Genomic DNA, 21,128 nt, shown 5'->3' on the forward strand with positions numbered 1-21,128 from the left:
CAACCTCCTCAGGCCATGCCCTTGACGATCGCATTCCAGTACAGCGCCGGCAGCCCGTGGCGTTTGAGCACCCACATGTCGGTGCGCTCCTTCGTCGTGTCGATGAACGGAAACGACGGCGTCGGGCGCATCGTGTAGTCGAACTCGGCGAGGATCGTCTTGCCGCGCGCAGTCGTCAGCGGGCACGAGGCGTAGCCCCCGTAGGACTCCGCCAGCGGCTCGTCCTTGAGGGTGGCCAGCAGGTTCGCCACAAGCACCGGGGCCTGCTTGCGGATTGCGGCACCGGTCTTCGAGTTCGGCGTCGATCCGGCATCGCCGAGGGCGAAGATGTCCGGGTAGCGCACATGCTGCAGCGTGTGCTTGTCGACGTCGATCCAGCCCTTTGAGTCGTCACCGGCCAGCGGGGAGTTCTTGAGCCAGTCCGGCGCTGACTGCGGCGGCACCACATGAGCCATGTCGAAGCTGATCTCCTGGCTCGTGCCGGCGGCGTTGTCGCGGATCGTCGCAGTGCCGGCCGCGGCATCGAGGCTCGTCATCTCCGAGTTGAAGCGCACGTCGATGCCGTAGCGCTTGACGACCTTCTCCAGCTCGTCGGAGAACTCCTTGACACCGAACATCGCCGGCGTCGGCAGCACGAGCACCGGCCGGATGCCGTCCAGCACGCCACGGCGCTGCCAGTGATCACACGCCAGATAGGCGATCTTCTGCGGGGCACCGGCGCATTTGATCGGGCCAGACGGCATGGTGAACAGCGCCGTTCCCGAGGTGGTGGCCTGGATGAGCTGCCAGGTCTTGGGGGCGAGCTCGGGCAGGTAGTTCGTCGAGACGTTCGGGCTCTGCAGCGCCTCGCGCATGCCCGGCACCTCGTCGAAGTCGAGTTGGATGCCCGGGCAGACGACGAGCCGGTCGTAGGCGATCTGCAGTCCCGAGGACAGGCTCACCCGGTGGGCTTCCGGATCGACCTCGGTGGCGGAGTCCTTGATCCACGACACACCTGCCGGCATGACGTCGGCCTGGGCACGGCGCAGCTCGCGAGCGGGAGCGCATCCGCCTCCCACGAGGGTCAGCAGGGGCTGGTAGATGTGCTGTTCGCGCGGTTCGATGACCGCGATATCGGTCTTGCCGGCTTTGCGCAGCCGGGCGGCGACGCTGAGCCCGGCGTTGCCCCCTCCGATGATGACGATGGCGTGATGCAGCGGATGCGCGCTCGTGGTCATAGCGACAGTCTCCTCAGGTGATCGGCATTGATCTACTGCAAATGTACAGACAAAATCGGGCTGAGGTCCAGATCTGAGTGCCCGCGGCGTCGCCGAGACCGAAGCGTCATTCCTGGTGCGAGCCGGACCTGTCGGAATACCGTCCGCTCTCGCGCGGCGGCAGGCGCTTCGACCCCGTCCGCGAAGACAGGGTGCCATCGGAGCGGCGGAACCACCGGCGCTGCGGTTCGTACGGGTCGATGACGTCGGGGGCGTCGCCCTCCGCCTCGGGCAGCACGACAGCGTCCTTCGAGTCGTACTCATCATCGCGCAGCCGACGGACGTACTCCTCCGGCGGTAGGACCTTCTTCCACTGCTTCGTGCGCATCGGCGGCAGCACACCGGCGTCTTCGCGCAGGGCCCGCAGCAGCAGGTACATCTCGAAGTAGCCGAAGATGAAGAACGGCAGGCCGACGAGGATGATCGTCGACTGCAGCGCCTCGAGCCCCCCGGAACCGGAGAACACGAGGAGGGTCGCGGTCACCAGCCCGATCGCCAGGGCCCAGAAGATCCGCTGGCCGAGCGGGTTGTAGTCCTCATGTCCGTTCGTCATCGTGTCGGTCACGAGTGCGGCGGAGTCCATCGAGGTGACGAAGAAGACGACGACCACGAGGATCGCGACGACGGAGACGGCGAAGGCCAGCGGGTAGTGCTCGAGGAAGGCGAACAGCGCACCCGGGATGTCGCCGTCGTCGACGACCCGCTTGACGAGTCCGCCGTCACCGGACTGCTGGCCGATGCCCTCGATGGCAAACGAGCCCCAGCCGAAGATCCCGAACCAGATGACCGAGAAGGTCGCCGGCACCGCGAGCACGCCGGTGACGAACTGGCGGATGGTGCGACCGCGGGAGATGCGGGCGATGAAGATGCCGACGAACGGCGACCAGGTGATCGTCCAGGCCCAGTAGAACACCGTCCACGTCGACTGCCAGCCGGATTCGGCAATGGTGTCGTTCCAGAAGGCGAGTTCAGGCAGGGTCACGATGTAGGAACCGAAGGACTCGATGGTGCCCTTGATCATATACAGCGTCGGGCCGGTGACGAGGACGAAGAGCAGCAGGCCAACGGCGATGACGATGTTGGCGTTCGACAGCACCTTGATGCCCTTCTCCAGTCCCAGCGACACCGAGGTCAGGGCGATGAGGGTGACGACGCCGATGATGATGAGCTGCCAGCCGGCGTTCTCCGGCACTCCGAAGAGCTGGGAGAGCCCGCCGTTGATCTGCAGGGTGCCCAGACCGATCGAAACAGCCACACCGAAGACGGTGCCGACGATCGCGACGATGTCGATGGTCTTGCCGATCGGGCCGTGGATCTTCTCGCCGAGCATCGGCTGGAAGATCGAGGACACCCGAGCGGGGAGGTTGCGCTTGTGGATGAAGTAGGCGAAGCACAGGCTCGGCAGCGCGAAGATCGTCCACGTGTGGAACGTGAAGTGATACAGCGTGAAGTTCATCGCATCCCGGGCCGCCTCCGCGGTACCGGCCTCGATGCCGAGGCCGGCGCGCGGCGGGCTGCCGAGATGGCTGATCGGCTCGGCGACACCCCAGAACATGAGGATCGTGCCGATGCCTGCGGCGAACAGCATCGCGAACCATGCCCGGCCCGAATGCTCAGGCTCTTCGTCGTCGCGGCCGAGCTTGACTCGCCCATAGCGGGAGAAGGCGATGTAGATGAGGAAGATGAGGAACAGCGTCACGCCGAGGATGTAGAACCAGCCGAGCGTGTCGAGCAGCCACGCCGAGGCCGCGGACACCGCGGCATCGAGCTGCTCGGTGAAGACGATGGTGCCGAGCACGAACAGCAGGATGACGCCGGCCGAGGCGAAGAAGATCACCGGCGAAGTGCGCAGGTGCAGCATGTCGTGGAGTTTTCGCAGCATCGTTCGCAGTCTCCTTTCGGCACGAACCACGCAGCGATGACTTCTGGTTCCACGCGATCCGCAGCGGGATCAGTTTCTTCGACTCTAGCGGCTCACATCGCTCCTGCCCAGGACATCGAGCATCCATGCGTAGTCGAATGCGTCTTCCTTCCACGCGTCATAGCGCCCGGATGCCCCGCCGTGACCAGCCGACATCTCCGTCTTCAGCAGCGCATCCGCACCGACCTCGCGCAGCCGGGCAACCCACTTGGCCGGTTCGACGTAGAGCACCCGGGTGTCGTTGAGCGAGGTGATCGCGAGGATCTTCGGGTAGTCCTGTTCGGTGACGTTCTCGTACGGAGAGTAGGAGCGCATGTACTCATACACCTGCTCGTCGTGCAGCGGATCGCCCCATTCCTCCCATTCGATGACGGTCAGCGGCAGCTCCGGCATGAGGATCGAGGTGAGCGCGTCGACGAACGGCACATGCGCACTGATCCCGGCGAACCGGTCCGGTGCCATGTTCGCCACCGCGCCCATGAGCAGCCCGCCGGCCGACCCGCCGGTGGCCACCAGCTTCTCCGGGCTCGTCACCCCGGTGCCGATGAGGTGGTCGGCTGCGGCGATGAAGTCGGTGAAGGTGTTGCGTTTGGCGGTCGTCTTGCCCTCGTCGTACCAGTGCCGGCCCATTTCTCCGCCGCCGCGCACATGCGCGATCGCGAAGACGACGCCGCGGTCGAGCAGCGAGAGCCGCTTGACGCTGAAACCGGGGTCCATGCTCAGCTCATAGGAGCCGTAGCCGTAGAGCACCATCGGTGCCGGGCCGGCATCCCGGCTACCGGTCTTCCACACAAGCGAGACCGGCACCTCGGTCCCGTCCTCAGCTCGGGCCCACATGAGCTCCTGCTCGTAGGCGCCCAGGTCGACGCCGCCGAGCACCGGCTGGCGTTTGAGCACGGTCCGCTGCCCGGTGTCCATGTCGTAGGCGAACACGGTCCCCGGCGTCACCATCGACGTGTAGGTCAGCCGCAGCCGCGGCTGCGCGAACTCCGGGTTCGCGCCGGTGCCGAGTGTGCCGACGGGTTCGTCGACGGCGATCTCCGCAAGCCTCCCGTAGGGTTCCGCTTCCGATGCGGTGATCGCCACGGTGCCCACGCGGGCGAATCCGCCGTGCCGGTAGGAGATGACGAGGTGGCCTGCGAACGCGTCGACGTCTTCGATCCGGTAACCGGTCATGTCCCCGTCGAGCACCGGCCGGCCGGGACCTGCCGGGGCAGCGGCGGGCACGTCGACGATGTCGAAGTCGGCGCGGTCGCGGTTGTGGGTGATGATGAACCGGTCCTCACCGGCGACGATCGCGTGCTCGACGCTGTACTCGACACCCTGCTGACGCTCCCACACCGCCGTCGGTTCACCGGTCGGCTCCTCGGCTGGCAGCACCCACCAGCCTTCGGTCGTCTTCGACCCGGTGACGATGCACACGTACTTCTGCGAACGAGTGAGCCCGACGCCCACGAAGAACCGCTCGTCGGGTTCGTGGAACACCTGTGGGTCGGCCTCCGCCCCGGTCCCGAGGCGGTGGCGCCACACCGTGTCGGGCCGCCAGGCGTCATCGCAGGTGGTGTAGAAGACGTATTCGCCGGTGCCGTCGAAGGTCGCCCCGGCGAAGGTGTTCTCGATGACCTCCGGCAGATCCTCGCCTGCCTCCAGGTCGCGGATGCGCAGCGTGTAGCGCTCATCGCCGGTCAGGTCGGCTGCCCACGCGAGCTTCGTGCCATCGGGGGAGATGCTGAAGGAGCCGAGGGAGAAGAACTCGCTGCCGGCAGCCTCAGCGTTGGAGTCGAAGATGACCTCCTCGCCTGCCAGCTGCTGGCCGTCGGCCACCTCGGGCGGGGTCCAGTCGTCTGGGCCGCTGATCGGGGCGCGGCAGGAGATGCCGTAGTCCTTGCCCTCCTCGGTGCGGGTGAAGTACCACCAGTTGCCGCGCCGGACCGGCACGGACATGTCGGTTTCCTTCGTGCGTGTGCGGATCTCGGTGAAGATCGTCTCGCGCAGGCCCTCCAGGTGTGCTGTGCGGGCGGCGGTGTAGGCGTTCTCCGCCTCCAGGTGGGCGGTCACCTGCGGGGAGTCCTTGTCCCGCATCCATTCGTAGTCGTCGGTGAAGGTGTGGCCGTGGTGGGCGCGTTCGGTCGGGATGCGCTGGGCGATCGGCGCCTGTGCGTCATGTGGTGCAGTCGTCATACCCTCAAGCCTACGGCCTGCCGCGCAATCAGCACCCTCGCCCTTTGCATCGAGACGCTGTGCACGGAGACGGCCACGGCCACCGCCGTGGTGAGGCCGATGCTCACGCTGGTCTCTGCTCCTCGTCGTCCTCGGACACCGCAACCACGGCTGCTCTTGTCGCTGTGCCCCACTGCTACTCTGAACGCATGAATAGCCAGCCGCGCCTGCTGACAGCCTCCCGTCCCGAGGAGCACAAGGTGCGCGGCCGCGGCTGGGTATGGCTGCTCGTGCTCACCCTCATCGGCGGCTGGCTGGCGCTCTCAGGTCTCGGCGGCCCGTACTTCGGCAAGATCTCCGAGGTCGCCACCAACGACCAGTCGACGTTCCTGCCCGCCTCGGCGGAGTCGACTGAGGTGACCGACCGGCTCGGCGAGTTCCGGACCGGGGAGGGAGTTCCGGCGATCATCATCGCCACCCGCGACGGCGGGCTCGAACCCGATGACCAGTCCTGGGCTGAGAGCTTCGCCGCCGATGCCGAAGCGGCTGCTGTCGATGACCTCTCCCCGCCGATTCCCTCCAGTGACGGCGAAGCCCTCCAGCTCATCGTCCCGGTCTCCGAGGACGACACCGAGGCGGGAGTCGATCAGCTGCGTCAGCTCGCTTCCGACACCGCTCCTGATGCCCTCGCGGTCTTCGTCACCGGCCCGGCCGGGTTCTCCGCAGATCTGGCAGAGGCGTTCTCCGGCATCGACGGGATGCTGCTGATCGTCGCGGTGTTCGTCATCCTCATCATCGTCTACCGCTCCCCCATCATCCCCGTCTTCGTGCTGCTGACGGCGCTCGCCGCCCTCGCTTCGTCGATCGTCGTCGTCTATCTGCTCGCCGACGCCGGGTTCATCACCGTCAACGGGCAGGTGCAGGGCATCCTCTTCATCCTCGTCGTCGGCGCGACGACGGACTACTGCCTGCTCTTCGTCGCCCGGTTCCGCGATGAGCTCTCGGCCGTTCCCGAGGCGCCGGGCCCGGAGCGCAGGCGCACGGTGTGGCGTGCGTGGAAGGGCACGATCGAGCCGATCCTCGCCTCCGGGGGAACGGTCATCGCCGGTCTGCTGTGTCTGCTCGTCTCCGACCTCGCCTCCACGCAGGCGCTCGGCCCGGTCGCGGCGATCGGCATCGCGATGGGCCTGGCTGCTGCGCTGACGTTCCTGCCGGCGCTGCTGTTCGCCGTCGGTCCGGTGGTGTTCTGGCCGTTCATCCCCGGCCGTGGGAAGCGCCGGGACACCATGGAGAACCACGGCCTGTGGTCGCGCATCGCCGCTGCGGTCACCGCACGCCCGCGCATCACCTGGATCACCGTCTCCCTGCTGCTGGCTGTGCCGCTGCTGGGCATCACCCAGCTCAAGGCCGATGGCGTGCCGCAGAGCGAGTTCGTGCTCGGCGCCTCTCAGGCCCGCGACGGCCAGGATGCCCTCGGTCAGCACTTCCCGTCCGGTTCCGGCAGCCCCGCCTATGTGCTGTTGGACGAAGACGCTGTCGATGATGCCGTCGACGCCCTCGACCCGATCTCCGGGATCGACGCCCTCGCCCTGTCCGCTGACTCGCCCACCGGGCTCATTCCGCTCGGCGACGCCACCGACGACGCCGGCCTGCAGAGCGGTCCGCCCGGTGAGCCGATCGTCTCCGACGGCGATGTGCTCATCAACGCGACGCTGGCCGATCCGCCGGACTCCCAGGAGGCTGAGGACACCGTCGTGGAGATGCGCCAGGCGCTGGCCGATGCCCGTCTGCTCACGGCTGTCGGCGGTGAGCCGGCGGTCGCCCTCGACTCGAATGAGGCGGCCAAGCACGACCGGGCGCTGGCGATGCCGCTCATCCTCATCGTCGTCACGATCGTGCTCGTGCTGCTGCTGCGTTCGCTGCTGGCCCCGCTGCTGCTGATGTTCACCACGGTGCTGAGCTTCGGCACCGCGATGGGCGTCTCCGCGCTCGTGTTCAACCATGTCCTCGGCTTTCCGGGCGCGGATCCGACGGTGCCGCTGTTCGCGTTCGTGTTCCTCGTCGCCCTTGGCATCGACTACAACATCTTCCTCATGTCGCGGGTCCGTGAGGAGTCGATGGCTGCCCGTGACACGCGCACCGGGGTGGTGCGCGGACTCGTCACCACCGGCGGGGTCATCACCTCGGCAGGCATCGTGCTCGCCGCAACGTTCGCAGCCCTTGCGGTGCTGCCGATCATGTTCCTTGTCCAGCTGGCGTTCATCGTCGCCTTCGGTGTGCTGCTCGATGCGATCGTCGTGCGCTCACTGCTCGTCCCCGGCCTGTTCTGCGATCTGGGCCGGGCGACGTGGTGGCCGTGGATGCGCTCGTTCACCCGGCGGTCCTGATGCGGCTGTGGTCGCTGCATCCGGCGCACCTCGACCGGCAGGGCCTGATCGCCTGCTGGCGTGAGGCGCTGTTGGCCCAGAAGGTGCTCGCAGGGCTGACCACCGGCTACCGCAGCCACCCGCAGCTGATCCGCTTCCGCGCAGCCGACGGCCCGCTGGCTGCGATCGGCGCGTACCTGTCCGGCTTAGCCGAGGAAGCCGATGCCCGCGGCTACCGGTTCGACCGCACGAAGATCCACGATGGCTCCGGCCACGCCCAGCTGCCGGTCACGACCGGACAGCTCGACTTCGAGGCGCAGCATTTCGCTGCCAAACTCGCGCTCCGGTCGCCTGCCGACGCCGCCCGGCTTGCCAACGCACACCTGGGCACCCATCCGCTGTTCCACCTCGGGCCCGGCCCGATCGAAGACTGGGAGCGGCCCTGACTCAGGTCAGCAGCGCGCGGTCGTCGAGCTGGGCGCCCTTGACCTTGGCGAATTCGCCGAGCAGGTCCTTGACCGTCAGCTTCTCCTTGGTGGCGGCGTCGGCTTCGTAGATGATGTCGCCTTCGTGCATCATGATGATCCGGTTGCCCAGGGCGAGCGCCTGTTCCATGTTGTGGGTGACCATGAGGGTGGTGAGGTTGCCCTGGGCGACGATCCGCTCGGTCAGCTTCGTCACCAGCTCCGCCCGCGAGGGGTCGAGGGCGGCGGTGTGCTCATCGAGCAGCAGGATGCGCGGTTCGGTGAAGCCGGCCATGAGCAGCGACAGCGCCTGCCGCTGACCACCCGAGAGCAGCCCGACTTTCGCCTTCAGCCGCTTCTCGAGCCCGAGGTCGAGGCTGGTGAGCTCTTCGGCGAAAGCCTCCCGGCGGGCTTTCGTCAGTCCCCGCCCCAGCCCGCGGCGGCGTCCCCGGTTGAGGGCCAGTGAGAGGTTCTGCTCGATGGTGAGGTCGGGTGCGGTGCCGGCCATCGGGTCCTGGAACACCCGGCCGACATAGCGGGCGCGGGAGTACTCCTTCATCCGGTTGACCTTGACGTTGTCGATGGTGATGGTCCCGGCATCGACCGGCAGCCGCCCGGAGATGGTGTTGAGCAGCGTCGACTTGCCTGCGCCGTTGGAGCCGATGACGGTGACGAAGTCGCCTTCGTCCAAGTGCAGGGACAGGCCCTGCAGGGCCCGGCGCTCGTTGACCGTGCCGGGGAAGAAGGTCTTGGAGATGTTCTCGATGCTCAGCATGCTCAGCTCCCCTCTGCTGCGGTGACGGGTGTCTTGACCGGTGCCGGCTGTGTGTCCGGCGCCAACTGGCCCGGTGCGCGGTTGCCGCGCCCGCGCAGGGATGGGATCTTCTTGAGCAGACCCCAGCGCGGCAGCAGCAGGGCTGCGACGACGAGGATCGCGGTGACGGCCTTCATGTCGTTGGGGTTGAGGCCGTAGCGCATCGCATAGAAGATGATGAGCCGGTAGATGACCGAGCCGAGGATCGCCGCGAAGCTGGCGATGACGATCGTGCGTGAGCCCAGCAGCGCCTGGCCGACGATGACCGAGGCGAGTCCGACGAGGATGAGGCCCACACCCATCGCGATGTCGGCGAAGCCCTGGTATTGGGCGATGATCGCACCGCAGGCGGCGACGAGCCCGTTGGACAGGGCAAGGGTGAGGATCGTCGTGTTGTCGGTGTTGACGCCGAGGGAGCGGATCATCTCCTTGTTGTTGCCGGTCGCCTGGATCGCCAGGCCCAGGTTCGTGGTGAGGAACCAGTCGACGACGAATTTGAGCACCAGTACGGCGAGCAGGAAGGCCGCCACCGACATCCAGGTGCCCATGATCCGCTCCTCTTTGAGCGGCGTCATGATCGTCGTCTCTCTCAAAAGCGGCAGGTTCGCCTTGCCCATGATCCTGAGGTTGACCGACCATAGGGCGATCATCGTGAGGATGCCGGCGAGCAGCCCGTCGATTCCGCCCTTGGTGTGCAGCAGCCCGGTGATGATGCCGGCGAGCACGCCGGCCCCGCCGGCGGCGAGGGTGGCGACGATCGGGTTGACCCCGGCGATGATGAGAGCCGCTGCGGTGGCCGCGCCGGTGGTGAAGCTGCCGTCGACGGTGAGGTCAGGGAAGTTGAGGACTTTGAACGTCAGGTACACCCCGAGCGCCATGACGCCGTAGATGATGCCGAGTTCGAGTGCGCCGATCATAGTGTGGTGAGATTCTCCGAGTCGTGAGGCGGACTGCAGCGAACGGGAGTGTCCGAAGGGGAAGCACCGTTCGCCGCAGCCCGCACTGTCAGCCTACGCGCCTGTCAGCGCATCGGCACGGTCATTCGACGACGGTGTCAGCCGAGTCGATGAATTCCTGGTCCATCTCAACGCCCATCCGCTTGGCAGCTTCGGGGTTGATGACCAGCTGGTACTCCGACTGCTGCTCGACAGCCATCTCCGCGGGATCCTCGCCGTCCTTGAGGATCTTGAGCGCCATGTCAGCAGTCTGCTTGCCGAGGGCCTCGTAGTCGATGCCGTAGGTCGCTGCCGCGCCCTCTTCGACCTGGCCGGCCTCGGAGCCGATGAGCAGTGCCTCGTTCTTCTCTGCGGCCTGGACCATCGTCGAGATCGCTGAGACGACGGTGTTGTCGGTCGGGACGTAGTAGGCATCGACGTCGCCGAGCGAGTCGGCGGCCTGCGCAACCTCTCCGGAGTTCGAGACGGTGGCTTCCTTGATCTCGATGCCCTGCTCCTCGGCGGCTTCCTTGGCCATCTGGACCTGGACCTCGGAGTTGACCTCGCCGGAGCTGTAGACGATGCCGACGGACGTGGCATCCGGGTTGATCTTCTTGACCAGCTCGAGCTGTTCGGCGACCGGGTTGAGGTCGGTGGTGCCGGTGACGTTGCCGCCGGGCTTCTCCAGGCTGTCGACGAGCTGCGCTTCGACCGGGTCGGTGACCGCGGTGAAGACGATGGGCTTATCCGAGATCGCCTGGGCTGCGGCCTGTGCGGTCGGGGTGGCGATCGCCAGTACGAGGTCGAGGTCCTGGGAAGCGAAATTCTGGGCGATCGACGTTGCGTTGGACTGGTCGCCCTGGGCGTTCTGCTCGTCGTACTCGACGTCGACGCCGGCGTCCTCCATGCCCTTCTTGAAGCCCTCTGCTGCGGCGTCAAGCGCTGGATGCTGGACGATCTGGGTGATGCCGACTGAGTAGGACTCCTGACCGCCGCCGTCACCGCCCTCTCCTCCTTCGCCGCCGCTGTTGCCGCCTCCGCAGGCTGCCAGTGCCAGTGCCGCCGATGCTGCCGTGAAGCCCACGGCCATGCGCGTCATCCGCATGTTCTCCTCCTCTGCGAGAGGGCCGCACACCCCTCTGTGCGCGGCCGCTCAACGAGCTCAACCTATCCCAGGTGAGCATGACCTGTTAACTATCTCACAGGGGCCTGACGCCTTTGCAGACAGACGGCCTTGAAGGCTCATTCGTTACGGACATTTGACTCAGCACACCTGTTCGGGCCGGACAGCGCTGCATATACGTCGCCATATGACGTTCGGCGCATAGGACACGCTGCGCGTGTGTTCGACTCTGAGAGACCACACTGTCTGAAAGGAGCTTCAATGACTACGATCCGCACGAGCCACGCCGGTTCTCTGCCCCGCACCGAGGCGCTCATCGCCGCCAATCGAGCCCGACGCGATGAGGACACCGGGGCCGAGGAATTCGACGAGCTGCTGACGGAGAATGTCGTCGATGTCGTGGCCCGGCAGCGCGCCCTGGGCATCACCGAACCCAACGACGGCGAGTACGGTCATGCGATGGCCGCCGACTTCGACTATGGGGCGTGGTGGCATTACTCGTTCGCCCGCACCGGGGGCCTGTCTCTGTCGGAACACGGGCTGTGGGAGCAGCCGGCGGTGCGTTCCGAGCCGGGTCAGGTGCGGCTGACGAGCTTCGGGGACCGGCGTGACCGGCAGCTCTTCCCCGGTGTCTACGCGGATCCCGCCGGTGGCGCTGATACCGGTGAGCAGCCGGACTTCCCGAAGGTCACCGGCCCGATCAGCTACACCGGCCACGAGCAGGTCGCTCGCGATATCCGCAATGTCACCACAGGCCTTGAGCAGGCCGGCTATGAGATCTCGCGCGGGTTCCTCAACTCGATCTCTCCCGGCTCGGCCTCCCGGATCGCCAATGAGCACTATGAGACGGAGGAGGAGCTCATCTGGGCGTTCGCCGATGTGCTGCGCGAGGAGTACCTCGCGATCACCGAGGCCGGCCTCATCGTGCAGATCGATGACCCGTCGATCGCGGAGAACTTCGACCAGATCAACCCGGAGCCCAGCTATGAGGACTACCGGGCGTTCACACAGATCCGTGTCGAGGCGCTCAACTATGCGCTGCGTGGCATCGACCCGCAGCAGGTCCGCTTCCACACATGTTGGGGTTCATGGCATGGTCCGCATGTCACCGATCTGCCGTTTGCCGAGATCGTCGACCTGGTGCTTTCGGTCAATGCTGCTGGGATCACCTTCGAGGCCGCCAATGTCCGCCATGAGCATGAGTGGCGGATCTGGGAGGACACGAAGCTGCCGGACGGCAAGTACATCATCCCCGGCATCGTCTCCCATGCCACGAACGTCGTCGAGCACCCTGAGCTGGTCGCCGACCGGATCGAGCGCTTCGCCCGGCTCGTCGGCCCGGAGAACGTCGTCGCCTCAACGGACTGCGGGCTCGGCGGGCGGGTGCACCCGGAGATCGCAGCCGCCAAGCTCGAGGCACTGGCACGGGGAGCCGAGATCGCCGGCTCGCGGCTGTGATCAGTCGAGCAGTTCGTGGCGGACGATCGACTGCTCACGGTCGGGTCCGACGCCGATGACGGAGATCCGGCAGCCGGAGAGTCGCTCGAGGGCGAGCACGTAGTTCTGCGCGTTCTCGGGCAGCTCTTCGAAGCTGCGGGCCACCGAGATGTCCTCCTCCCAGCCGGGGAATGTCTCGAAGATCGGCTTGGCGTGGTGGAAGTCGGACTGGCTGGCTGGCATCTCGTCGTGGCGCACCCCGTCGATCTCGTAGGCCACGCACACCGGGATCTCCTCGATGCCGGTGAGCACGTCGAGTTTGGTGAGCACGTAGTCGGTGAAGCCGTTGACGCGGGCAGCGTAGCGGGCGATGACCGCGTCGTACCAGCCGCAACGGCGCGGCCGGCCGGTGTTGACACCGTATTCGCCGCCGATCTTCTGCAGGCGCACGCCCATCTCGTCGAACAGCTCGGTCGGGAACGGCCCGGCGCCCACACGGGTGGTGTAGGCCTTGACGATGCCGATGACGCGGGTGATGCGGGTCGGGCCGATGCCGGCGCCGATCACTGCACCGCCGGCGCTCGGGTTCGATGAGGTGACGAACGGGTAGGTGCCGTGGTCGACGTCGAGCATCGTCGCCTGGCCGCCCTCCATCACGACGACCTCACCGGCGTCAAGCGCCTCGCCCAGCAGCAGCGAGGTGTCGCACACCATCGGCCGCAGCCGTTCGGCGTGCTGCAGGAAGTACTCGACGGTCTCCTCGACCTCGACGGCGCGGCGATTGTAGACCTTGAGCAGCAGTTCGTTCTTCTGCCGCAACGCGCCTTCGACCTTCTGCCTGAGGATCGATTCGTCGAACAGGTCCTGGATGCGGATGCCGATGCGCGAGACCTTGTCGGCATAGGCCGGGCCGATGCCGCGGCCGGTGGTGCCGATGGCGCGCTTGCCGAGGAACCGCTCGGTGACCTTGTCCATCGTCTGGTGGTAGGGGGCGACGACGTGGGCGTTGGCGGAGATCCGCAGCGCCGAGGTGTCGGCTCCGCGGGATTCGAGCATCTCGATCTCCTCGAAGAGGGCTTCGAGGTTGACGACCACGCCGTTGCCGATCACCGGGGTGACGTTGGGTGAGAGGATGCCGGCCGGCAGCAGCTTGAGTTCGTACTTCTCCCCGCCGACGACGACGGTGTGGCCGGCGTTGTTGCCGCCGTTGGGCTTGACGACATAGTCGACGCGGGTGCCGAGGATGTCGGTGGTCTTGCCTTTACCTTCGTCGCCCCACTGGGCGCCGACGACAACGAGTGCTGGCATCGAGGAGTTCTCCTTGCTTGACTGCCGTTACTCAGCCAGTCTACGCGAGCCCCTGGTCACACCGGACGGGCAGGACCCGTCGTCACAGACTGTCGGAGGAGGCGATGAGGTCGGCTGCTGCGGGGTCGGATTCGTGCAGGAACCGCTCGATGCGCTGTGCTTCCTCACCTTCGCCGATGGTCGCTGCTGCCCGGCCGAGTGCGTAGAGGGCGCGGAGGAATCCGCGGTTCATCTCGTGGGAGTACGGGATCGGCCCGGCGCCTCGCCAGCCGGCCTGGCGCAGGGCGTCGAGGCCGCGGTGGTAGCCGACGCGGGAGTAGGCGTACGAGTCGACGGTGCGGCCCTCGTCGTAGGCCTCATCGGCGAGGACCGCCCAGGCGAGGCAGCTGGCGGGCAGGTCGCTGACGACGTCGGCGGCCTCCTCACCGGCTCTCATCCGCTCCCGTGCTTCGGCGTCGGGGTGGTCGGCGGGCAGGAAGGTCGGCTGCGGGCCGATCTGGTCAGCGGACAGGTTGCCGATGTGCGAGGGGTTTCCGAGCGGCTGGTTCATCACGTCTCCTGGTGTGGTCGCTTCAGTCGGTCTTGACGGCTGAGGGCTGGATGGTGAATGGGTTGTCGGCAAGCGCGCCGTAGGCTCCGGCAGAGGCGAGTTCGCCGAGCTGCCTCTCAGTGGCGACACCGGTCACCCACGTCTTCACGTCGCTGCTCAACCACTCGTCGAGGTTCTCGGCATCGGCCGCAACGGCGGCCATCGGCGCGTCGACGGCATCCGGGCCCGGAGCCTCACCGTCGAACAGCGCGGTCAGCCCGGCATCACCGGCCTGCTTGAGAACAGCAGGGTCGTCGCTGCGGACGATGATCCCGTCGGTGCGGCCAGTCTCCTCGGCGGTGGCGACGACGTCGCTGATGGTGTCGGCGTCGACGGCGGGCATGAGGACGGTCGCGCTGCCGAAGTCCTCCAGCGCCTTCGCCCACGTCAGCGTCGTGCCGGTGCGCTCGGAGTCAGGTGCGGGGGCGATCGCCGCCTCGGCGAACGTCGCGTCGTCGGTCTGCTCGATCGGCCTGTCGAGTCCGAGGGCCTGGGGCTCAGCGTCGGGGTCGGCGAGCACGAGGGTGCCGTCGGCGGTGCGGGCGAGGTCGACGGCCGGCAGGTAGCCGAACTTCACGTCCTCGGCCAGCGCCTCCTTCGAGTTGGCCGGGTAGAGCGCCGAACCGCCCTGGAGCGCGGCGACAACGGGGCTGTTGAGGCTTGCGACGGTCAGTGACTTCGCAGGGCTGAGCATGTTGAAGGTCACAAGGCCGAGCACGGCGATGGCGGCGATGCCAAGCGCAATGAACACCATCGGCGAGTTCTTGCGCTCAGGCGGCTCAGGGACCGGTGTCCATCCTTCGGGGGTCTTCGTCATGCGCGACTCCGATCGACGGTCTGCTTGGCTCCGGTGATGGTGCCGCGCAGGAATCCGGCACCCCAGCTCACATGCATCGTCGGCACGATCGCGGCGAACCATGCCCGCTCACCGGGCGCGCAGTCCCGGGCAGCGGCGGCCACCGCGAGGATCCCTGCCGCATAGGCCGTCACGGGAGCGAAGCTCACCCGCCCGAGCACGCGGACAGGTGCGGGAGCCTGTCGCAGGGCGCCCGATGCCTCGGCGACGGCACTGGCGGCAGCGGCTGCGGTGCCGAGGACGAGCAACGGGGGCGCGAAGTAGCGCGGGGAGTTCTTCGCGCCGTAGCGGCGGACGATCTCGGCGCGCCACGTGCCGGTGGCGTAGAACTGCTGAACGACTTTGCGGTATTCGGCGCGCGGCCAGTAGGTCACCTGCAGGCGCGGGTCGAAGCGCACCCGGCCGCCGGCTTCGCGGATGCGCAGGTTGAGCTCCCAGTCCTGGCCGCGGCGCAGGGTGGCGTCGAAGCCGCCGAGGCGGTCGAAGACTTCACGGCGGTAGATGCCGAGGTAGGCGGATTCGGCGTCCTGGGCCTCGTCGCCGGCGTGGTAGGCCGGCCCGCCGAGGCCGATGCGCGACATGTAGGCGCGGGCGACGGCCTTCTGCAGGGCGGTGCGGCCGCGGGCGACCATGAGCCCGCCGCAGTTGGCGGCACCGGTTTCGCGCAGCACGGCGATGCCGGTGGCGGTGTAGTCGGCGGTGAGCTCGGAGTGGGCGTCGACGCGGATGATGACCGGGTGGCAGGTGGCGGCGACGGCGAGGTTGAGGCTCGTCGGTGTGTCGCCGGCGGGGTTGTGCACGAGGCGGATCCGCTGGTCGGCGGCAGCGAGGCGCTCGGCGATGACCGTCGTGTCATCGGCTGAGGGGCCGAGGGCGAGCACGACCTCCTTGGGGCCGGGGTAGTCCTGGGCGAGAATCGTGTCGACAGCTGCGGCCAGGTGCTCGGCTTCGTTGAGCACCGGCATGATGAAGGACACGCCCGGCTCGGCCGGCAGGGCTGGCAGTGTCGCGGGGGCGAGGTCTGCTCTCACTTGTGCTGCTCGTACTCCTTCACGACGGCGTCGGTGTCCCCGTCGGCGAGCAGCTCGCCCTTCTCGATCCAGATGGTGCGGTTGCAGGTGTCGCGGATCGAGCGCATCGAGTGGGACACGAGGAAGACCGTGCCGGCCTTTTCGCGGATCCCGCGGATCCGGGCCTCGGAGCGCTTCTGGAAGTCGCGGTCGCCGACGGACAGGGCTTCGTCGACGATGAGGATCTCGTGCTCTTTGGCGGTGGCGATGCCGAACTTCAGGCGTGCGGACATTCCGGAGGAGTAGGTGCGCATCGGCATGTCGATGAAGTCGCCGAGACCGGTGAATTCGACGATCTCGTCGTACTTCGACTCGATCTCCTCACGCGTCATGCCCATCGCGAGCCCGCCGAGGATGATGTTGCGCGAACCGGACAGATCGCTCATGAGCGCGGCACCGACGCCGAGGAGGTTCGGCCGTGATTTCGCGTAGACGGCTCCCTTGGTGGGCGGGGTGAGTCCGGTGATGGTGCGCATGAGTGTCGACTTGCCCGAACCGTTGGTGCCGATGACGCCGATCGACTCGTTGGCGTAGGCGGTGAAGGACACGCCCTTGAGGGCGTGGACGGTGCGCAGCTCGCGGCCGCGCTGCAGCAGGCCCTTGGCTGAGCCGGGGGTCAGGCGCTTGCCGGTGGCCAGGGTCTTGAAGTCGACGTAGAGGTCGTCGACGATGACGACGGGCTGGCCGTCTTCGGGACGGTTGCCGTCGTAGGCGCGGTGCTCAATCGTCTCGGCCATATCGCTCCTCAGCTTTCCAGAAGAAGACGATGCCGATGCACAGAACGACAACGGCCCAGATGGCGTGCTTCCACCAGAAGTCGACGGGGATCTCGTACTCCGGCAGCAGGATGCCGCGGGCGATGGCGAGCACCTCGTAGAGCGGATGCCAGTCGTAGACGGCCGCAATGGCCGGGTACTTGTCGAGGACCGTCGCCGGGTCGAAGAAGACGCCGGAGGTGTAGAAGATCATGCGGGAGATGTAGGGCACGAGCTGGCTGAGGTCGCGCAGGTGGACGGTCAGGCGGGCGAAGATGAGGGCCACGCCCTGGTTGAAGACCCAGAAGATGAGCACGAGGGGGATGAGCAGGAACCAGCTGAACTCCGGCCTGGCACCCCACAGCATCGTCAGGATGATCATGAGCGCCAGGGTCGGCACGAAGTTGAGCAGGTTCTGCAGCACCGTTGAGACCGGCAGAACGAGGCGCGGGAACGGCAGAGACTGCACAAGTGCCGAGTTACTGATGATCGACTTGGCGCCGCCGTTCATCGAGGAGTTGAAGAACTCCAGCAGGAAGACGCCGATGATGACGTAGGGGACGAATCCCTCTGGCCGCATGGACCCGAGCACGAGGCCGAAGACGAGGCCGTAGATGAGCGCGGAGAAGATCGGCCGCAGCAGCACCCACAGCATTCCCAGACGGTTGCGCTCGTTCTCGCTTTGGATACGGAACTTCGCGAGGCTGAAGATGAAGTCGCGCCGCCGCCATACCTCTCTGAGGTAGTGGGTCAGCGGCGGGCGAGCACCAACTCTTTCGAGTGAGTACTTCGCCGCCATCTCAGGCATGCTCATGGTGCGCAGAACGCCCTTCGTCGGTTACAGGATCAGTGCGGAACAGACACATTGTAATCAGCCCCGCTCATAGCAGTGTACGAGGGCAGGCGCCTAGCTGCGCAGTCGGCGCACCCAGGCGCGCAGATCAAGGACTCCGCCGGCCGCGGCCGAGGTCGTGGGCCGGCTGGCGGGCGGCAGGGCCAGAATCTTCCGGGCCGCGTTGTGGGCTGGCGGCTGGTTGAGGGTCTCGACCCCGCTGAGCACCCCGTCGATGAAGTGCAGCACCTGGAAGCGCCCGGATTGCTCGTCTCCGCTGACGATCGCGGTGTCGGTGCCGGTGACCCGGCCGGCGGCGAAGACACGCTCGGGGCCCTGGAAGCTCCAGTGCCACGGTACATCGTCCCATTTTTCATCGGTGCTGCCGGCCGCGAGCTGCTTCCCCAGCCATGTCCCCTGGGAGGCAGCGGTTGCCTCGGATTCCATCGGCCCGGCATCGGCCAATGGGCCGCTGGCAAGGTGGGCAATATCACCGATGGCCCATGCGTTCTCGGCGGGTTGTCCGTCGATGGTGAGCCGGAGGCTGCGGTCGACGAGGAGGTGTCCGCTTCCGTCGCGGTCCCATTCCTCAGGCAGGGTGGTCGTGAGGGGCGCGCCGCCGATGGCTGCGATCCAGACATCGTGGGCGGTGTAGTCGCTAGGGTCTGCGTCGAGGAGGAAGTTGACACCGGCTTCGGCATGCCGGTTCATGAGTGCGCGGCCGATCGCCTCGTGGTGCCGGCCGATGAGCGGGCGGTCTCCGCGCAGGTACACGGTGACGCGGTGGCCGGCGTCGGCGGCGCTGCGGGCTGCTTCGAGCGCGAGGTAGCCGGATCCGAGGACGCCGATGTCTGCGTTGTCGCCTGTTGCCGCACGGATGGCCTCAGCGTCGTCAGCGCTGCGGATGGTGTGGACCGGCCCGCCTGGCAGGTCAGTCTGCGGGCGTCGTGCCCGCATGCCTGCGGCCACGACGAGAGCGTCGCAGTCGATGCGCTGGCCGTCGTCCAGATGCAGTCCCCGGCCGTCTGCCTCCACCCGAGTCACTTCTCCTTCGACCAGGCGGATGCCGTCTGGTCGAAGGAGTGGCACATGGTCGAGCTCGTCGGCGAAGAGGGTCTTCGACAGGGGCGGGAGTTCGCTGGGAACTGGGCGCGGGTCAATGAGGATGACGTCCGCGGTTCCACCGCCACCCACGTAGGCGCGGGCGCATTCGGTTCCGGCCAGGCCGGCGCCGATGATGGCAAGAGTTTCCATGCGGCTCATCGTCTCATGTGGGCAGCAGGGCCCGACACTATGTGGTTGTCAAACATCGTTCTGTCACTGCGGTGGTGTTGCAGGCAGCGCTGGGAGTGAAACGACGAGAAGTCGCTTCGGGCAGGTCGTCTGTTTCGGTTAGGTCGTCGGTGGCGGTGCGGTCTAGGTCGTGAGATTGAGCAGCTGCTCGGCGTGTGCCTGGCCGATGGGATTCGAAGGTGGTCTGGCTTGGAGTTGGTGTCCGCCGGGCAGTGTCCAGGTCAGCATCCCAGTGTCGGGACTGCGGGTGACTCTGAGTCTGTCTTCGGTTTTCATCTGGTGATGCTCCCGGCATAACGGGTGGAGGTTCCCCATCGAGGTCGATCCGCCTCGTCCAGGGTCTTCATGATTGAACGGCTCAATATGGTCCAGTTCTGCTTTCACAGCTGACCGGTCACAACCAGGGAGTGTGCAGAACTGCCACTTCTCAACCAGCGCGATCCGCATGCGTTCGGGGATCGTGTAGGTCTCAGCAGCGTGGTCGAGGACGGTCCCGTCGGTGGGATCGGTCAGGATCCGGTAGACCGTCGAATGACCAGTCCCGGTGAGCTGCCGGGCGGTCTCAGGTGAGATCGGGTGACCATTGACCATCCCCGGCACACGTGCAGCATCGTCTTCCTTCTCGGTGTTCTTGTCGAGCAGGGTCAGTGCCGGGACGGTGATAGTAATGCGGGCTTGACGTTTGAGCCACTCGCTATCGACGGGGCACCGGACCCCGGTCTCGGCAAGAGTCTCAGCGATCTTCTCGGCCGTGGCATTGACATCAATGCCGGCTGGGTTCGCGGCTTCGACAATGGTTGAGGCGCCCCCATCGCTGTCGACGGGTTGAGTGGTGAGGGTTCCGGCGGGTTGGGAGCCGGTGAGGAAGTCGAACATCAGCTCACCCATGCCCCGGTCGTCAGCGATCTCGCGTCCTTCGGGCACACCGAGCGGCGCCCCAAGGCCTTTGATGACGGAACGGGCCATGCCAGCCAGCCGTGCTTCTAAGAGTGCGATCTGGTGGGAGGGGCCGCGGGCGATGAGGATCCCCAGCCCGTGCGGTTCGTAGTAGGTCTCGACGGTGCGGCGATCCCGGATCTGCTTGGTTCGTTCTTCGCGGGTGACGAGTGTGGCGATCAGTTGGTTGACGGCGCGTTTGAACGCCGTCATATCCGACACCCGGATCCGGGTGAGCCCTGCGTCGAAGCCCGCCAGATGCTCAGGCTCTAAGGTCGTGGCGCGCCGGGCGCCGTGAAGGTAGCGGTCGTAACCGATCACCCCAGCACGAGCCTGTGATGTAAAGGCTGGCAGCCCGACGAGTCCTGCTGCAGCGACCTGCACACGGGAGCGAACATGCTTCACGGTGGTATCGAGTGCGTCTGCCATGTGCATCAGCGACGTCGACGCTGTCCGTTCAACAAGCCAGGCGTACGCGTTCCGCCGCTGTTCGGCCTCGTTCTTAAAGTCCGTGCCGTCACGGTCCGGGCGGCCGAGCGCACGCGGGTCAGTCGCGAGCTCACGGACCGCATCGACCTGCAGGGAGACATCCTCAGGCGAATCGGAAGCCGCACGGGCGAGGAAAGCATCAAAGAGGAACCCGAGCCCAGCCATGCGGCGGTTATCAATGTCCCGGTTGGTGGATCTGAGCCGGTAGAGGCAGTCAGCGAAATCAGACGTGTCGACCACCGCGTCGTTGCGGCGGGTCGTGATGACCTGTTCTTCCACGAGCATCGCGGCCACCTCCCTTGTGATCTACCGCGATCTTTCTAGTTTCAAGTCTAAGCATGTTCGATATGCTGGAACAATAGTTTCGACTGTGTTCACATGAAACTCACATGAACATATGCCTGCCTCGACTCTGAACTCAGTCTGGCACGAGGCACGGACAACGCTCCCCCACGAGCGCTTCCGCCGCCTCGGGCCCGGCCACCACCACCTCGGGCCCGGCGCCCCGCGACAAGCCCACCCAC

At 66.6% G+C, this 21,128-nt stretch carries 17 protein-coding genes; 3 read left to right on the plus strand and 14 right to left on the minus strand.

From position 1 onward, the window contains the following. Nucleotides 1-8 precede the first annotated feature (8 nt). From B4E96_RS05730 to B4E96_RS05740, 3 genes are all read right to left on the minus strand, one after another. A complete protein-coding gene (locus B4E96_RS05730; RefSeq protein WP_286956719.1) occupies nt 9-1,217 on the minus strand; it encodes an NAD(P)/FAD-dependent oxidoreductase in 1,209 nt (402 codons plus the stop codon). A 106-nt stretch (nt 1,218-1,323) separates the two neighbouring features. Further along, nucleotides 1,324-3,138, minus strand: coding sequence for a BCCT family transporter (locus B4E96_RS05735; RefSeq protein ID WP_259855370.1), 1,815 nt, complete (start codon nt 3,136-3,138; stop codon nt 1,324-1,326). An 84-nt stretch (nt 3,139-3,222) separates the two neighbouring features. After that, complete coding sequence (locus tag B4E96_RS05740) at nt 3,223-5,358, minus strand: S9 family peptidase (RefSeq protein ID WP_286956720.1); 2,136 nt, start codon at nt 5,356-5,358, stop codon at nt 3,223-3,225. A gap of 188 nt (nt 5,359-5,546) precedes the next feature. Between B4E96_RS05740 and B4E96_RS05745 the strand changes: the two genes are divergently transcribed. Both B4E96_RS05745 and B4E96_RS05750 read left to right on the plus strand, forming a co-directional pair. After that, nucleotides 5,547-7,724, plus strand: a complete 2,178-nt coding sequence (locus B4E96_RS05745) for an MMPL family transporter (protein ID WP_286956721.1) — start codon at nt 5,547-5,549, stop codon at nt 7,722-7,724. After that, nucleotides 7,724-8,149 carry a pyrimidine dimer DNA glycosylase/endonuclease V gene (locus B4E96_RS05750; RefSeq protein WP_286956787.1) on the plus strand — a complete coding sequence of 142 codons (426 nt, stop codon included), beginning with the start codon at nt 7,724-7,726 and terminating at the stop codon, nt 8,147-8,149. Before B4E96_RS05745 ends, B4E96_RS05750 begins: the two co-directional genes overlap by 1 nt. 1 nt (nt 8,150) lies before the next feature. On the opposite strand, the gene B4E96_RS05755 is transcribed toward B4E96_RS05750, so the two are convergent. The 3 genes from B4E96_RS05755 to B4E96_RS05765 form a co-directional block, all read right to left on the minus strand. Beyond that, entirely contained in the window at nt 8,151-8,942 is a 792-nt protein-coding gene (locus B4E96_RS05755; RefSeq protein WP_102162115.1) for an ABC transporter ATP-binding protein, read from the minus strand. Between the two features lie 2 nt (nt 8,943-8,944). Next, a complete protein-coding gene (locus B4E96_RS05760; RefSeq protein ID WP_286956722.1) occupies nt 8,945-9,898 on the minus strand; it encodes an ABC transporter permease in 954 nt (317 codons plus the stop codon). Nucleotides 9,899-10,019: 121 nt separating this feature from the next. Then, entirely contained in the window at nt 10,020-11,021 is a 1,002-nt protein-coding gene (locus B4E96_RS05765) for an ABC transporter substrate-binding protein (RefSeq protein WP_286956723.1), read from the minus strand. A 279-nt stretch (nt 11,022-11,300) separates the two neighbouring features. Between B4E96_RS05765 and B4E96_RS05770 the strand changes: the two genes are divergently transcribed. Further along, entirely contained in the window at nt 11,301-12,497 is a 1,197-nt protein-coding gene (locus tag B4E96_RS05770) for a cobalamin-independent methionine synthase II family protein (RefSeq protein WP_286956724.1), read from the plus strand. On the opposite strand, the gene B4E96_RS05775 is transcribed toward B4E96_RS05770, so the two are convergent. The 8 genes from B4E96_RS05775 to B4E96_RS05810 form a co-directional block, all read right to left on the minus strand. After that, nucleotides 12,498-13,784, minus strand: a complete 1,287-nt coding sequence (locus B4E96_RS05775) for an adenylosuccinate synthase (RefSeq protein ID WP_286956725.1) — start codon at nt 13,782-13,784, stop codon at nt 12,498-12,500. A gap of 82 nt (nt 13,785-13,866) precedes the next feature. Next, entirely contained in the window at nt 13,867-14,334 is a 468-nt protein-coding gene (locus B4E96_RS05780; protein ID WP_286956727.1) for a DUF3151 domain-containing protein, read from the minus strand. Between the two features lie 22 nt (nt 14,335-14,356). Then, nucleotides 14,357-15,190 (minus strand): hypothetical protein, encoded by an 834-nt coding sequence (locus B4E96_RS05785; protein ID WP_286956728.1) that lies wholly within the window; start codon nt 15,188-15,190, stop codon nt 14,357-14,359. Continuing rightward, the gene (locus B4E96_RS05790) at nt 15,187-16,194 is read right to left on the minus strand and encodes a glycosyltransferase family 2 protein (protein ID WP_414632675.1); all 1,008 of its coding nucleotides are present in this window, start codon (nt 16,192-16,194) and stop codon (nt 15,187-15,189) included. Before B4E96_RS05790 ends, B4E96_RS05785 begins: the two co-directional genes overlap by 4 nt. A 62-nt stretch (nt 16,195-16,256) precedes the next feature. Next, the gene (locus B4E96_RS05795; RefSeq protein WP_259794474.1) at nt 16,257-17,036 is read right to left on the minus strand and encodes an ABC transporter ATP-binding protein; all 780 of its coding nucleotides are present in this window, start codon (nt 17,034-17,036) and stop codon (nt 16,257-16,259) included. Continuing rightward, nucleotides 17,020-17,868 carry an ABC transporter permease gene (locus B4E96_RS05800; RefSeq protein WP_286956730.1) on the minus strand — a complete coding sequence of 283 codons (849 nt, stop codon included), beginning with the start codon at nt 17,866-17,868 and terminating at the stop codon, nt 17,020-17,022. The genes B4E96_RS05795 and B4E96_RS05800 overlap by 17 nt, the downstream gene beginning before the upstream one ends. A gap of 93 nt (nt 17,869-17,961) precedes the next feature. Next, nucleotides 17,962-19,140: an FAD-dependent oxidoreductase gene (locus B4E96_RS05805; protein WP_286956731.1), complete on the minus strand. Its 1,179-nt coding sequence runs from the start codon at nt 19,138-19,140 to the stop codon at nt 17,962-17,964. Nucleotides 19,141-19,302: 162 nt separating this feature from the next. Continuing rightward, nucleotides 19,303-20,889, minus strand: a complete 1,587-nt coding sequence (locus B4E96_RS05810; RefSeq protein ID WP_286956732.1) for an HNH endonuclease signature motif containing protein — start codon at nt 20,887-20,889, stop codon at nt 19,303-19,305. Nucleotides 20,890-21,128: the final 239 nt, after the last annotated feature.

Source organism: Brevibacterium sp. UBA7493 (genome assembly GCF_002479565.1).
Classification (GTDB): domain Bacteria; phylum Actinomycetota; class Actinomycetes; order Actinomycetales; family Brevibacteriaceae; genus Brevibacterium; species Brevibacterium luteolum.